Source organism: Bradyrhizobium sp. SSBR45G (assembly GCF_030159255.1).
In the GTDB taxonomy this organism is placed as follows: domain Bacteria; phylum Pseudomonadota; class Alphaproteobacteria; order Rhizobiales; family Xanthobacteraceae; genus Bradyrhizobium.
In genome coordinates this window covers 309,915-324,105 of record NZ_BSCT01000001.1, presented here as the reverse complement: position 1 = coordinate 324,105, position 14,191 = coordinate 309,915, and the positions used below count along the sequence as shown (strand labels likewise).

Genomic DNA, 14,191 nt, shown 5'->3' with positions numbered 1-14,191 from the left:
CGATGGCGACATTCGCAAGCTCAATGCCGTTCACGTCTGCGCGTTCCGGCCATGCGAACCTCTCTCGACGGTAACAGCGGAACTCGTCTAGAACACGGCAGGACGCGACAACAACCGGACGGAAGCGATGAGCCGCAACAGCGAGACCGTGATCAACGTCATCAACCCGAACATGACGGCATCGATGACAGAGCTGATCGCGAGCGCGGCCCAAGCCAGCGCGAGCCCGACGACCCGGATCGTCGGCCGCACCGCGCGCTTCGGCGCCGCGTCGATCGAGGGCCATTACGACGAGGCGATCGCCGCGGTCGGCATGCTCAAGGAGGTCGAGGCCGGCGACGCCGAAGGCTGCCATGCCCATGTCATCGCCTGCTTCGGCGACCCCGGCCTGCTGGCCGCACGTGAATTGTCCGCCGTGCCCGTGCTCGGCATTGCCGAAGCGGCCATGCATGCGGCGAGCTTCGTCGCCACCCATTTCAGCATCGTCACGACCTTGTCGCGGACCAAGGTGATCGCCGAGCACCTCGTGCGCAACTACGGCATGGAACAGCATTGCCGGAAGGTGCGCGCGGTCGATGTCGCCGTGCTCGATCTCGACAAGCCCGAGGCCAATGTGCGCGGCACGCTGCTCGGCGAATGCCAGGCGGCGCTGCGCGAGGACGGCATCGGCGCCATCGTGCTCGGCTGCGCCGGCATGGCGGATCTTGCGCATGACCTCTCGACCGAGCTCGGCATTCCCGTGATCGACGGCGTCGCCGCCGCGGTGCGCTTCGCCGAGGCGCTGGTCGGGCTCGGGCTGAAGACCTCGAAGCACGGCGACCTCGCCTTCCCGCTGCCGAAGGCACGGACGACGCTCTGAGGCGATCTGAGCTCCCACAGCCTGCCCACCCGGGGAGTTCCGAAACGACGACCGACGCTCCACATTGGGATCAACCAATGGAGCCGTCGATGCCCGATCTTTCTGCCCTCTCCTCACTGTCGTCAGCGCTATCCGTGACCGTGGCTGCAGCCGCGCCATCTCTCGTCTCGGTCCATTCGCACCGCTCACGCGCGTCGGGTTTCGTCTGGAAGCCGGGCCTCGTCGTCACGGCGGACGAGACTCTGGCCGACGAGGGCGAGATTACGCTCGTGTTTGCCGACGGCACCACGCGCCCCGCGGTGATCGCCGGGCGTGACCACACCACCGACGTCGCCCTGCTGCGCTATGACGGCAAGGAGGCGGCGCCTGCGCCGCTGACCAGCGACGTCCCGCCGCTCGGGTCGCTCGCCGTCATCACGGCCGCCGACCAGGGCACGCCGGTCGCGTCCCTTGCGATGGTGTCGAAAGCTGCCGGCCCGTGGCGGAGCCTGCGCGGCGGCGACATCACGGCGCGCATCGAGCTCGACACGAGGCTGCGGCACAGTTCGGAAGGCGGCCTCGCGCTCGATGCGCAGGGGCGCGCGATCGGCATGGCGGTGCGCGGACCACGGCGCACGCTCGTGATCCCTGCCGCAACCATCGCACGCGTTGCCGGCAAGCTGGAGCAGCACGGCCGCATCGCCCGCGGCTATCTCGGCGCCGGCCTGCAGCCGGTGAAGCTCGACAATGGCATCGGCGCGATGGTCATGAGCATCGACAAGAACGGTCCTGCGGCCACCGCAGGCCTGCGCCAGGGCGACATCATCACGGCACTCAACAGCCAGCCATTCCGGGGCATGCGCGCCCTGATGCGCGAGCTCGGTCCCGACAGCGTCGGCGCGGTGGTCGAGGTGGCGGCCCTGCGCAGTGGCGAGCCGGTGCAGATGGCCCTGACCATCGGCGAGCGGCCGGCGTGAGCGAGGACAAGAGCGCGCCGGTCACGATCGCCATCGCGGTCGACGATGCCGAGCTGGCCGACCGGCTGGCCGTGCTGCTCGGCGGCATCGCCGGCCTCCGGCTCGCCGCGCCGGGCGAGAGCGCCGATGTCGCCGTCGTGCGGCCGGGCAGCAGCGAAATCGGCGAGCGCAGCCATGCGGAGAACCGCGCGACTGACGCTGACGCGTTTCAGCTCACCGCGCGCGAGCGCGACGTGCTGGCGCTGATGGCCGAGGGCTGCTCCAACAAGGAGATCGCGCGCAGCCTCGGCATCTCCGTGCACACCGCAAAGTTCCATGTCGGCTCGCTGCTCGACAAGCTCGACGCCACCGGCCGCACGGATGCCGTGGCGCACGCCGCGCGGCGGGGGATCATCGAGCTGTAGGCCGATCTCTCTCCGCTCGTCATTCCGGGGCGCCCGCAGGGCGAGCCCGGAATCCATCGGGCCGCAGAACAAGAAGCGAAATGGATTCCGGGCTCGCGACTTCGTCGCGCCCCGGAATGACGAGAAGCTGCAGCGAGCCTCACGCCTTCTTCTTCACGTCCTTGACGTTGGAGAACACGATGCCCTCGGCGCGCTCCTTGGTGTAGCCGAGATAGAACTCGTTCTTGGCCAGGAACACGGGATCGCCATCGACGTCGTCGGCGACGCCGGAATTGTTGGAGGCGATGAACGCCTCCAGCTTCTTCTTGTCGTCGCACGAGATCCAGCGCGCCAGCGAGAACTCGGAGATCTCGAACTCGACGGGCAGCGAGTATTCGGCATCGAGCCGCGCCTTGAGCACGTCGAGCTGCAGCGGACCGACGACGCCGACCAGGGCCGGCGCACCGTCGCGCGGGCGGAACACCTGCACCACGCCCTCCTCCGACATCTGCTGCAACGCTTCCTTCAGCTTCTTGGCTTTCATCGCGTCGGTGAGCCGGACGCGGCGGACGATTTCCGGCGCGAAGCTCGGCACGCCGACGAAGGTCAGGTCCTCGCCTTCGGTCAGCGTATCGCCGATGCGAAGCGAACCGTGGTTCGGGATGCCGACCACGTCGCCGGCGAAGGCCTCGTCGGCGACCGAGCGATCCTGGGCGAAGAAGAATTGCGGGCTCGACAGCGGCATGGTCTTGCCGGTGCGCACCAGCTTGGCCTTCATGCCGCGGTTGAGCTTGCCCGAGCACAGCCGCGCGAACGCGATGCGGTCGCGGTGGTTGGGGTCCATGTTCGCCTGGATCTTGAACACGAAGGCGCTCATGCGCGGCTCGGCGGCGTCGACCTTGCGCAAATTGGACTCCTGCGCCCGCGGCGACGGCGCGTAGCGGCCAAGGCCTTCGAGCAGATCGCCGACGCCGAAATTGCGCAACGCGCTGCCGAAATAGACCGGCGTGAGATGGCCTTCGCGGAACGCCTCCAGATCGAACGGCTTGCAGGCCTCGCGGACCAGATCGAGCTCATCCTTGATCTGGCCCATGTCGAGATTGGCGTTGTAGCCAGCGAGCTCGGAGATCTCGATCTGCTGCGCCGCGCCGGTCTTGGCGCCACCGCCTTCGAGCAGGCGCACGCCGCCGTCGCGGATGTCATAGGTGCCGATGAAATCGCGGCCGCGGCCCACCGGCCAGGTCATCGGCGTGGTGTCGAGCGCCAGCGTCTTCTCGATCTCGTCCAGCAGATCGAAGGTGTCGCGGCTCTCGCGGTCCATCTTGTTGATGAAGGTGATGATCGGGATGTCGCGCAGGCGGCAGACCTCGAACAGTTTTCGCGTGCGCGCCTCGATGCCCTTGGCGGCGTCGATCACCATCACGGCGGAGTCGACTGCGGTCAGCGTGCGGTAGGTGTCCTCGCTGAAGTCTTCGTGGCCCGGCGTGTCGAGAAGGTTATAGACGAGCCCCTCGAACTCGAAGGTCATCACCGAGGTGACGACGGAGATGCCGCGATCGCGCTCGATCTTCATCCAGTCCGATCGGGTGTTGCGGCGCTCGCCCTTGGCCTTGACCTGGCCGGCGAGGTTGATGGCGCCGCCGAACAGCAGCAGCTTCTCGGTCAGCGTCGTCTTGCCGGCGTCCGGGTGCGAGATGATGGCGAAGGTGCGCCGGCGCGCCACCTCGTCGGACAAGGCGGTGCGGGGCTGTTCGGTCGTGACGGTGATGTCGGACATGAGGCGGCAGGCGTCGTTTCGGGGCCAGAGAGCGGTCGATTGATCGGGAAACGCGCGGGATCACGGCCGCCGCGCGCCCTCCATATAGGCGTTTTGCACCGCAACTCCAACCGGCGAGTTAACCCATCGTCCGGCCGCGGGTCAGTGCCGGAGCACCGACACCAGCCAGAAGGTCAGCGCCGAGACGATGGCGGAGGCCGGAATCGTGAAAATCCAGGCGTAGACGATCGATCCGGCTACGTTCCAGCGTACGGCCGAGGCACGGCGGGCGGCGCCGACGCCGACGATGGCGCCGGTGATGGTGTGGGTGGTCGAGACGGGCACGCCGAGGAAGGTCGCCAGGAACAGCGTGATGGCGCCGCCGGTCTCGGCACAGAAGCCCTGCATCGGGTTCAGCTTGGTGATGCGAAGCCCCATGGTGCGGACGATACGCCAGCCGCCCATCAGGGTACCAAGCGCCATCGCCGTCTGGCAGGACAGCACCACCCAGAACGGCACCGTGAAGTGCTCGCCGAGGTGGCCCTGCGAGTACAGCAGCACGGCGATGATGCCCATCGTCTTCTGGGCGTCGTTGCCGCCATGGCCGAGCGAATACAGCGAGGCGGAGGCGAACTGCAGGATGCGGAAGGCGCGGTCGACGGCGAATGGCGTCGAGCGCACCGAGGCCCAGGACACGATCGCGACCAGGATCATCGCCAGGATGAGACCGACCAGCGGCGACAGCACGATCGCCAGCACGGTCTTCGACAGCCCGCTCCAGACCGTGGCCGAGAGGCCGGCCTTGGCGAAGCCTGCCCCGACCAGGCCGCCGATCAGCGCGTGCGAGCTCGACGATGGGATGCCCGCCGCCCAGGTCACGAGGTTCCAGACGATGGCACCGACGAGGGCGGCGAAGATCACGTGCGCATCGACGATGGCGGGATCGATGATCCCGGTGCCGATGGTCTGGGCGACGTGCAGGCCGAACACGCCGAAAGCGACGAAATTGAAGAACGCGGCCCAGAACACCGCATATTGCGGCCGCAGCACCCGGGTCGAGACGATGGTTGCGATCGAGTTGGCGGCATCATGCAGGCCGTTCAGGAAGTCGAAGGCGAGCGCGACGGCGATGAGGCCGACCAGGATCGGAAGGCCGAGTTGAGCGTCCACGGCGCGCCCCTAGACCTGTTCGATCATGATCGAATTGATCTCGTTGGCGACGTCGTCGAAGCGGTCGGCAACCTTCTCCAGATGGTCGTAGATCTCGGCGCCGACGATGAAATCCATGGTGTTGGCGTTGCGGTGCTTGAGGAACAGTTCCTTCAGCCCGATGTCGTGGAGGTCATCGACGCGGCCCTCCAGCTTGGTCATCTCCTCGGTGATCGCGGTGATCATCGGCACGTTCTGGCCGATCGCCTGCAGAAGCGGCAGCGCCTTGCTGATCAGGTTGGCGCACTCGACCAGGAGCGTGCCCATCTCGCGCATGGTCGGCTCGAACTCCTTGACCTCGAACAGCACCACGGCCTTGGACGTCTGCTGCATCTGGTCGATGGCGTCGTCCATCGAGGTGATCAGGTTCTTGATGTCGCCGCGGTCGAACGGCGTGATGAAGGTGCGGCGGACGGCGGTCAGCACCTCGCGCGTGATGTTGTCGGCCTCGTTCTCGAACTGGCTGACGCGCTGGCAGTGGACCAGAATGTCGTCGCCGCCCTGCAACATGTCCTGCAGCGCATGCGCGCCCTGGATCACCACCTTGTTGTGGCGGGCGAACAAATCAAAAAACCGCTCCTCCCGCGGGAGGACGGCGCGAAACCAGTTCAGCATGGGACGAGGTCCATCGATTCCGAAAACGGGCCAGGGCCGGCCCGTCACAGAACTGTCATATCCCGGATCCCGCGCCAGCAGAAGCGGTGGCACGATCATCCACCGCTTTCTGCCTTTCAGGCAATTCTATTCTAGATCAATGACTTAGAGGGAGCGCTTGAACAGATGGGCGATTTCCCCGACCACGCCGCGGCGGAAGGTGAGCACGCAGGCGACGAAGATGACGCCTTGGATCACCGTCACCCACTGCCCGAACCCGGCCAGATATTGCTGCATGGCGATGATTACGAACGCTCCGACGACGGGCCCGAATACCGTTCCAAGACCGCCGACCAGCGTCATCAGCACGATCTCGCCCGACATCGACCAGTGCACGTCGGTCAGCGAGGCATTCTGGGCCACGAACACCTTCAGCGAGCCGGCAAAGCCGGCGATGGTGCCGGACAGGATATAGGCCAGGAGCTTGTACTGGTCGGTCTTGTAGCCGAGCGAGATCGCGCGCTGCTCGTTCTCGCGGATCGACTTCAGCACCTCGCCGAAGGGCGAGTTGATGGTGCGGAAGATCAGCAGGAAGCCGGCAAGGAACCCGACCAGCACAACGTAATACAGCGTAGTCGGCTTCGAGAGGTCGATGAAGCCGAACAGCCTGCCCTGCGGAATGCCCTGGATGCCGTCCTCGCCATGGGTGAACGGCGTCTGGAGATAGACGAAATACAGCAGCTGCGACAGGGCCAGGGTGATCATCGAGAAGTAGATGCCCTGGCGGCGGATAGAGATGTAGCCGGTGATGATCGAGAGCACGAAGGCGCCAGCGATGCCCGTGAGGATGCCGAGCTCCGGCGGCAGGCCCCAGACCTTCAGTGCATGGGCACTGCAATAGCCCGCTGTCCCCAAGAACATCGCGTGGCCGAACGACAGCAGGCCACCATAGCCGATCAGGAGGTTGAAGGCGCAGGCCAGCAGCGCGAAGCACAGCGCCTGCATGACGAAGAACGGGTACAGCCCGGTGAATGGCACGATGGCGAGCAGCGCCGCCATGATGACGAACACGATCATTTCGTCGCGCACCGCGCGCGGGGTGATCGGCAGGGTCTCGTCGGTGATCGATGTCATGTCAGGCCGCCCGTCCGGTCAGACCCGTCGGCTTCACCAGCAGCACCAGGACCATCAGAACGAAGACCACGGTGTTGGAAGCCTCGGGATAGAAATATTTGGTCAGTCCCTCGATCACGCCGAGCGCGAAGCCTGTGATGATCGAGCCCATGATGGAGCCCATGCCGCCGATCACGACCACCGCGAACACGACAATGATCAGGTCGGCGCCCATCAGCGGCCGGACCTGGTTGATCGGTGCCGAGAGCACGCCGGCAAGGGCCGCGAGTCCGACGCCGAGGCCGTAAGTGAGCGTGATCATGCGCGGCACGTTGATGCCGAAGGCCCGCACTAGCGTCGGGTTTTCGGTCGCGGCGCGCAGGTAGGCGCCGAGCCGCGTGCGCTCGATCAGGAACCAGGTGGCGACGCAGATCACCAGCGAGAACACCACGACCCAGCCGCGATAGATCGGCAGGAACATGAAGCCGAGATTCATGCCGCCGCGCAGTTGATCCGGGATCGCGTAAGGCAGGCCCGAGGAGCCGAAATAGTTCTGGAACAGGCCCTGCACGATCAGCGCGATGCCGAAGGTGAGCAAGAGGCCGTAGAGATGGTCCAGCCCGGTCAGCCACTGCAGCAGCGTGCGCTCCAGGATCATGCCGAAGATGCCGACGATGATCGGCGCCAGCAGCAGCGCCCACCAATAGTTGATGCCGCCGATGTTCAGCAGGAAATAAGCGCAGAACGCGCCCATCATGTAGAGCGCGCCATGGGCGAAGTTGATGATGTTGAGCATGCCGAAGATGACGGCAAGCCCGAGACTGAGCAGCGCGTAGAACGAGCCGTTGATCAGTCCAACCAGAAGCTGTGCGTAGAGGGCCTGCATCGTCTTGTTCTGTTTTCTCTCGGCGTTTCCTGGAAGACAACAGCGGCGCCGGCGGCATCAGCCGCCGGAGCCGCAGCGGCTCATTTCTTCAACAGAGCACACGCGCTCTTGTCGAGCGGCGTGAAGGCCTGGTCGCCCGGCACCGAGCCGACCAGCTTGTAGAGATCCCACGGCGCCTTGGATTCGGACGGCTTCTTGACCTCGAACAGGTAGGCGGTGTGGATGGTTCGGCCGTTGGGCTGGATCTCGCCCTTGCCGAACAGCGCATCCTCGGTCGGGATCGACTTCATCTTGTCGACGATCTTGATGCCGTCATGCGGGTTCTCGCCGAGCGCCTCCAGCGCCTTGAAGTAATGCGCGAGACCGGCATAGACGCCGGCCTGCACCATGGTCGGCGGCGCGCTGTTCTTCATCCGCTTGGCGAAACGGTCGGAGAAGGCGCGGGTCTGGTCGTTCATGTCCCAGTAGAACGTCTCGGTGAAGTTGAGGCCCTGCGCGATGTCGAGCCCGATCGACTTGACGTCGGTGAGGAACAGCAACAGCGCGGCGAGCTTCTGGCCGCCCTTGGTGAGGCCGAACTCGGCGGCCTGCTTGATCGAGTTGGTGGTGTCGCCGCCGGCATTGGCCAGCCCGATGACCTTGGCGTTCGACGACTGCGCCTGCAGCAGGAACGACGAGAAATCGGAGGTGTTGAGCGGATGCTTGACGCCGCCGATGACCTTGCCGCCATTGGCGGTGACGACCGCCGTGGTGTCGCGCTCCAGCGCGGCGCCGAAGGCGTAGTCCGCGGTCAGGAAGAACCAGCTCGTACCGCCTGCCTTGACCAGCGCCTGGCCGGTGGTGTGCGCCAGCATGTAGGTATCGTAGGTCCAGTGCACGGTGTTCGGCGAGCACTGCGCGTTGGTGAGGTCGGAGGTCGCCGCGCCGGAATTGATGTAGACGCCGTTCTTCTCCTTGACGACGTTGTTGACGGCCAGCGCCACGCCCGAGTTCGGCACGTCGACGATCACGTCGACCTTCTCGACGTCGAACCACTGCCGCGCGATCGAGGTGCCAATATCCGGCTTGTTCTGGTGGTCGCCGGAGATCACGTCGATCTTCCAGCCCTTGGCCGTGAGGCCGGAATCCTCGATCGCCATCTGCGCCGCGAGCGTCGAGCCGGGACCGCCGAGGTCCGAGTACAGGCCGGACTGATCGGACAGCGCGCCGATCTTGACCGTCTTGTCGCCGGCCGAAGCGATGCTGCCGGCAGCGAAGGTGAGCGCCGTTCCCAGCAGCAGTGACGCGATGAACCTGTTTTTCATGTCCAACTTTCCAGAACTTTCCAAAGAACGTTTCGGCGCCGGTCAGACGCCGAGATAAGTATGCAGCTTGTCCATGTTGGCGGCGAGATCGGCATTGGCGAAACCGTCGATGACCTTGCCGTGCTCGACCACGTAGTAGCGGTCGGCGACTGTCGAGGCGAAGCGGAAGTTCTGCTCGACGAGGAGGATCGTGAAGCCCTCCTTCTTCAGCCGCGCGATGGTGTGGCCGATCTGCTGGATGATGACCGGGGCGAGACCCTCGGTCGGCTCGTCCAGCATCAGGAAGCTGGCACCGGTGCGCAGGATGCGCGCGATCGCCAGCATCTGCTGCTCGCCGCCGGAGAGCTTGGTGCCCTGGCTCTTGAGCCGTTCCTTCAGGTTCGGAAACAGCTCGAAGATCTGGTCGAGCGTCAGTCCGCCCGGTCGCACCACCGGCGGCAGCAGCAGGTTCTCGCGCACGTCGAGGCTCGCGAAGATGCCGCGCTCCTCCGGACACAGCGCGATGCCGAGCCGCGCGATTTTGTCGGAGGTCATGCGGATCAGCTCGCGGCCGTTGAACTGCACCGAGCCGCTGCGCTTGCCGATGATGCCCATGATCGACTTCAGGGTGGTGGTCTTGCCGGCGCCGTTGCGGCCGAGCAGCGTCACCACCTCGCCGGGCTTCACGTTGAAGTTCATGCCATGCAGGATGTGTGATTCGCCGTACCAGCTTTCGAGATTCCTGACCTCGAGAATGGTCCCTGCGGCGGAGTACTCGCCCGGCGATCGCGTGGCCGTCATCACCTCAGGCATGTCCGGCTCCCAGATAGGCTTCCTTGACGCGCTCGTCCTTCGAGAGCTCGGAATACGGCCCCTCGGTCAGCACCTGGCCCCGCGTCAGCACGGTGATGGTGTCGGAGAGGTTGGCGACGACGCTCAGATTATGCTCGACCATCAGGATCGTGTACTTCGCGGAGATGCGCTTGATCAGCGTGGCGATCTTGTCGATGTCCTCATGGCCCATGCCGGCCATCGGCTCGTCCAGCAGCATCATCTCCGGGTCGAGCGCCAAGGTCGTGGCGATCTCCAGCGCGCGCTTGCGTCCATAGGGCATTTCGACAGCCGGAATATTGGCGAACTCGCTGAGGCCGACGTCGTTGAGCAGCTCCAGCGCGCGGCTGTTGAAGCGGTTCAGCACGGTCTTGGAGCGCCAGAAGTCGAACGACGACCCATGCTGCCGCTGCAGGGCGACGCGGACGTTCTCCAGCGCGGTCAGATGCGGAAACACCGCCGAGATCTGGAACGAGCGGACCAGCCCGAGACGGGCCACGTCGGCCGGCGCTACAGCGGTAATGTCCTGCCCCTTATAGAGAATCTTGCCGGCCGACGGCCGCAGGAACTTGGTCAGCAGATTGAAGCACGTCGTCTTGCCGGCGCCATTGGGGCCGATCAGCGCGTGAATGGTGCCCCGGCGAATCTTGAGCGAAACATCGCGAACGGCAAAAAACCCCGCGAATTCCTTCGTCAATCCGTGGGTCTCGAGAATGAACTCGTCAGCCAAACAGATTCCCCCCAAGCCGGCGCACACCGCGCCCGGCCCCTCGCTTCTTCTGGTAACGCGGTTCTGCGACGGCTGGACCATGCCACCGGCGCGCGCGACCGCTTCGCGCCGGAATATGCCGTCAATCGAGGGAGTTAGGCAAGGCGGAAAGCTGGGCAACGGCGTCGCAAGGCGGCTGGTGCACCTGACGTTGAAGCTTTTCCGGCTTTCCCGCCCACAGGGAGGACCATGCTGCGCCCGATCCGCCGTCGCACCGCCAGCCGGCGCTGGCCGCGATGGGCGGCTCAGGCGCAGCGCGGTTGATCGGCCCCGGGCTGGGACGAGAGGTAATGCGCCAACAATTGCGCGCCGGCCCTGACCTCGTGGCTCGATCCATCGAAATCACGTCCGACGGGTTCGCACGCGCCGCCGAGATGGTGAGCGAAAAAAGCTTCCGCGATCGCGATATAGGACAGCCGGTTCTCCGGCTTCTGGAAGCCGTGTCCCTCGTCGGGATAGACGATGTAGGTCACCGGAATGTTGCGCTGGCGCATGGCGCATACGATCGTGTCGCTCTCGGCCATCAGGCAGCGCACGTCGTTGGCGCCGTGGAAGATCAGCATCGGCTTTGCGATGTTGTCGACCTTGTGGATCGGCGAACGCTCCGCCAGCAGTGCCCTGCCCCTCGCGGTGCGCGGATCGCCATAGCTGCGATACATGAACTCGGCGAAGCCCGACCAATAGGGCGGCATGGATTCCAGCAGCGTCTGCAGGTTGGTGATGCCGACCACGGGCACCGCGCAGCAGAACACGTCCGGCGTGAAGGTTGCGGCGACGAACGACGCATAGCCGCCATAGGACACCCCGGTGATCGCCACCCTGTCGCGTTGCGCGATGCCCTCCGCGACCGCCCATTCGACCACGTCGATGAGATCATCATGCATGCGGCGCGCGTGCTCCTTCTCGCTCGCGGCGATGAACGCGCGGCCGAAGCCGGTCGAGCCGCGATAGTTCACCGATAGCACCGCATAGCCGCGGTCGGCGAGCCATTGGTGGTCGCCGCGATAGCCGTAGATGTCCCGGCCCCACGGCCCGCCATGCACGACCAGCACCATCGGCAGCGGTGCCGGCGGCCGGTCGCCGGCGATGTCAGCCGGCAAGGTGAGATAGGAGACCATATCGAGGCCGTCGCGCGCCTTGGTCTTGATCGCTTGCATCGGCGCCAGCCGGTATCGCTTCAGCTCGGGACGCGCCGTGAACAGCTCCGTGACCGTGCCGCGGTCGCGATCGTAGAGATGGAAGGTGCCCGGCTGCTGCGGCGTGGTGCTCATCAGGGTCCAGCGGCGATCGTCATCGGACTGGCTCGTGACGTGAAACGCATGGCCGGGCAGCGCGTCGCGGATTGCGGCCAGATCGTCGGCCAGCTGCGGCGTCAGCGCGTGCCAGGCCTGCCGTCCCGGATCGATCGCCGCGGCAACTGGCGAAAGCGTCCGCGCATCCCAGATCCACGCCGTCACATCGGCCGCCTCGCTCGCGAATAGCACGCGCTCCTCGCCGGTGAGCCAGTCCATCTGCACCAGCGCCGTCGTTTCGCGGTCGAGGCAGGAAAACAAATGCAGGTGATTTCCGGTCGCGTCGAAGGTCCAGGCGCGCGTGCTCCAGCTCGCCTCATAGGGCACGTCGCACCACGGCACGAGCATGCCGTCCTCGATCCGCCACAGCCGCGCGCCGCCGTCCGGCGCGTTGCTGCGAGCGTGGCGCGGCCGCAGCTGCCAGTCGAGCCCGACGAAATCGAGCTGCTGCATGTTCTGCCAGAGCAGCGTGCGGACGCCGCTGTCGAGATCGAGCGCATAGACGTCGGGGCTGGCGCGATCGCGGTCGTTCAATGTCAACGCAATGCGGTTGGGCGTCAGGTACGACCAGAACGTCGGAATGGCGCGGACGCCCGGATATGGCGTGAGGTCGCGGACCTCGCGCGTCCTGACATCGACGACGAACAGATGAAAGTTTTCATCGCCGTTCTCGTCCTTGAGAAACATGATCGCGCGTCCGTCCGGGCTCCATTCCTGCCACGCGATCGGCCGCCCCCTGGTGTGCGTCATCGGCTCGCCGTCGGCAATGCGATCCGACGGTGCCACCCAGACATTGAGCACGCCGTCGACCGGCGCGAGCCAGGACAGAAATCGCCCGTCCGGCGACAGCCTGGCGTCGAGGAACGTCGGGTTGCCGAACAGAAGGCGGCGGGGAATGAGACCTGGAGTCATCGGCGAACTCGTTCAGCGCGTGGCATCTCTCGGTGCGGTCTTGGCATCTCTCGATGCGGTGAAGAGCAGCTGCGGCCCGAAAGAGGCCGCCCGCGATGCGTCATGTCAGCAGCCCGGACATCGCCGCGACGTCGGCGCTGCCGGGGAAGATGCGACTGTCGAGCGCGGTGCCATCGACACGCAGATGGTCCTTCAGCAGACCCTTGAGCACGGCGCGCAGGTCGGTGGTCGGACGCAGATCGCGCTGCTCGTGGAGTTGGGCGAGCTTCAGCCCCGGCCAGTCGGCGATCACGCGGCCGCCCTTCACGGCGCCGCCGGCCAGCAAGGCCACCGTTCCGGTGCCGTGATCCGTGCCATTGGTACCGTTGATATGCGCGGTGCGGCCGAACTCGGTGACGACGGTCACGACGGTCTCGCGCCAGGCCGGCCCCATGCCGGTCTCGATCGCCGCCAGGGCGCCGTCGAGCGCTCCCAACAGGTTGGCAAGCTGGCCCGATCCGGCGCCCTCGTTGATGTGCGTGTCCCAGCCGACGAAGCCGAGCGCACCGACACGCGGACCATCCTCCCGCGCCAGGAAGCGCGCGGCCGCGCCCGCGGTCTCCGCGAAGAAGGCGCGCAGGCGGGCGACACCGAGCAGCGCGGCCTCCGGCGTGTCGGTCATGGCGGTGCTGCCTCCAGCCGTGCCGCCGATCGCCGCCAGCTTGATCCGCGACTCCATCGCGGCGGCGAGCTTCGCGTCGGTGTGCCTGTAGAGGTCGAGCAGCCGCATCTGGGTATCGTCGCTCGCCGGCAGCAGCCGCTGCGGTGACCAGGACAGCACCGGCGCGCGGCCGCGCACGACCAGCGGGGTCACCGCGCCGATGCCGAGTGCGCGGCTGCCATTGGTGTTCACCCGGCCGTCCGAGTCCATCTCGACCAGCGCGCGATTGAGCCAGCCGGTATCGGTCGCGCCTGGGCGGACCATGCCGCTTTCCAGCACGTCCTGGCCGTCGAAATGCGAACGGTCGCGATAGGGCGTGCAGGTCGCATGCACGATCGCCGCCTGTCCCGCGCCATAGAGCCGGTGCAGGTTGGGCATCGCCGGATTGAGCGCGAAGAAGCCGTCGAGCGGCAGCGCGGCCGGCTTGCCGTCGAGCAGCAGCGCGCGGTCGCCGCGCAGGCTCACCCAATCGGGATCACCGACCGGCGCGACAGCGCCGAGGCCGTCGAGCGCGCCCCGCAACACGATCACGAGCAGCCGCGGATCACGCCCTTCCGCCCGCGCCAGCCGCGGCATCTGGGTCCAGGCGAACAGCGCGCCGGAGCCACGCAACACGTCGCGCCGGCTCGGCAGATGAATGTGCCCCAT

Annotated in this window: 13 protein-coding genes; 3 read left to right on the top strand and 10 right to left on the bottom strand. The window is 66.1% G+C overall.

Annotation, left to right across the window (positions count from 1 at the left end; genetic code table 11):
- The first annotated feature begins 127 nt into the window (after positions 1-127).
- The 3 genes from QQL87_RS01545 to QQL87_RS01535 all read left to right on the top strand — a co-directional run bounded on the left by QQL87_RS01545 (position 128) and on the right by QQL87_RS01535 (position 2,219).
- A complete protein-coding gene (locus QQL87_RS01545) occupies positions 128-859 on the top strand; it encodes an aspartate/glutamate racemase family protein (RefSeq protein ID WP_284416139.1) in 732 nt (243 codons plus the stop codon).
- 89 nt (positions 860-948) lie between these two features.
- Entirely contained in the window at positions 949-1,815 is an 867-nt protein-coding gene (locus tag QQL87_RS01540) for a S1C family serine protease (protein ID WP_284416140.1), read from the top strand.
- Positions 1,812-2,219 (top strand): response regulator transcription factor, encoded by a 408-nt coding sequence (locus QQL87_RS01535; protein ID WP_284416141.1) that lies wholly within the window; start codon positions 1,812-1,814, stop codon positions 2,217-2,219. Before QQL87_RS01540 ends, QQL87_RS01535 begins: the two co-directional genes overlap by 4 nt.
- A gap of 139 nt (positions 2,220-2,358) precedes the next feature.
- Here QQL87_RS01535 and QQL87_RS01530 read toward each other — a convergent pair whose 3' ends face one another.
- From QQL87_RS01530 to QQL87_RS01485, 10 genes are all read right to left on the bottom strand, one after another.
- Positions 2,359-3,975, bottom strand: coding sequence for a peptide chain release factor 3 (locus tag QQL87_RS01530; protein ID WP_284416142.1), 1,617 nt, complete (start codon positions 3,973-3,975; stop codon positions 2,359-2,361).
- Positions 3,976-4,116: 141 nt separating this feature from the next.
- Positions 4,117-5,124 carry an inorganic phosphate transporter gene (locus QQL87_RS01525; protein ID WP_284416143.1) on the bottom strand — a complete coding sequence of 336 codons (1,008 nt, stop codon included), beginning with the start codon at positions 5,122-5,124 and terminating at the stop codon, positions 4,117-4,119.
- A gap of 9 nt (positions 5,125-5,133) precedes the next feature.
- Positions 5,134-5,778, bottom strand: a complete 645-nt coding sequence (locus QQL87_RS01520; RefSeq protein ID WP_284416144.1) for a DUF47 domain-containing protein — start codon at positions 5,776-5,778, stop codon at positions 5,134-5,136.
- Positions 5,779-5,922: 144 nt separating this feature from the next.
- Positions 5,923-6,891 (bottom strand): branched-chain amino acid ABC transporter permease, encoded by a 969-nt coding sequence (locus tag QQL87_RS01515; protein ID WP_284416145.1) that lies wholly within the window; start codon positions 6,889-6,891, stop codon positions 5,923-5,925.
- A gap of 1 nt (position 6,892) precedes the next feature.
- The gene (locus tag QQL87_RS01510; RefSeq protein WP_284416146.1) at positions 6,893-7,756 is read right to left on the bottom strand and encodes a branched-chain amino acid ABC transporter permease; all 864 of its coding nucleotides are present in this window, start codon (positions 7,754-7,756) and stop codon (positions 6,893-6,895) included.
- A gap of 80 nt (positions 7,757-7,836) precedes the next feature.
- A complete protein-coding gene (locus QQL87_RS01505) occupies positions 7,837-9,060 on the bottom strand; it encodes an ABC transporter substrate-binding protein (protein ID WP_284416147.1) in 1,224 nt (407 codons plus the stop codon).
- A 42-nt stretch (positions 9,061-9,102) separates the two neighbouring features.
- Positions 9,103-9,852: an ABC transporter ATP-binding protein gene (locus QQL87_RS01500; protein WP_284416148.1), complete on the bottom strand. Its 750-nt coding sequence runs from the start codon at positions 9,850-9,852 to the stop codon at positions 9,103-9,105.
- Entirely contained in the window at positions 9,845-10,600 is a 756-nt protein-coding gene (locus QQL87_RS01495) for an ABC transporter ATP-binding protein (protein ID WP_284416149.1), read from the bottom strand. Before QQL87_RS01495 ends, QQL87_RS01500 begins: the two co-directional genes overlap by 8 nt.
- A 284-nt stretch (positions 10,601-10,884) precedes the next feature.
- A complete protein-coding gene (locus tag QQL87_RS01490) occupies positions 10,885-12,843 on the bottom strand; it encodes a S9 family peptidase (protein WP_284416150.1) in 1,959 nt (652 codons plus the stop codon).
- 100 nt (positions 12,844-12,943) lie between these two features.
- Positions 12,944-14,191 (bottom strand): DUF1501 domain-containing protein, encoded by a 1,248-nt coding sequence (locus tag QQL87_RS01485; protein WP_284416151.1) that lies wholly within the window; start codon positions 14,189-14,191, stop codon positions 12,944-12,946.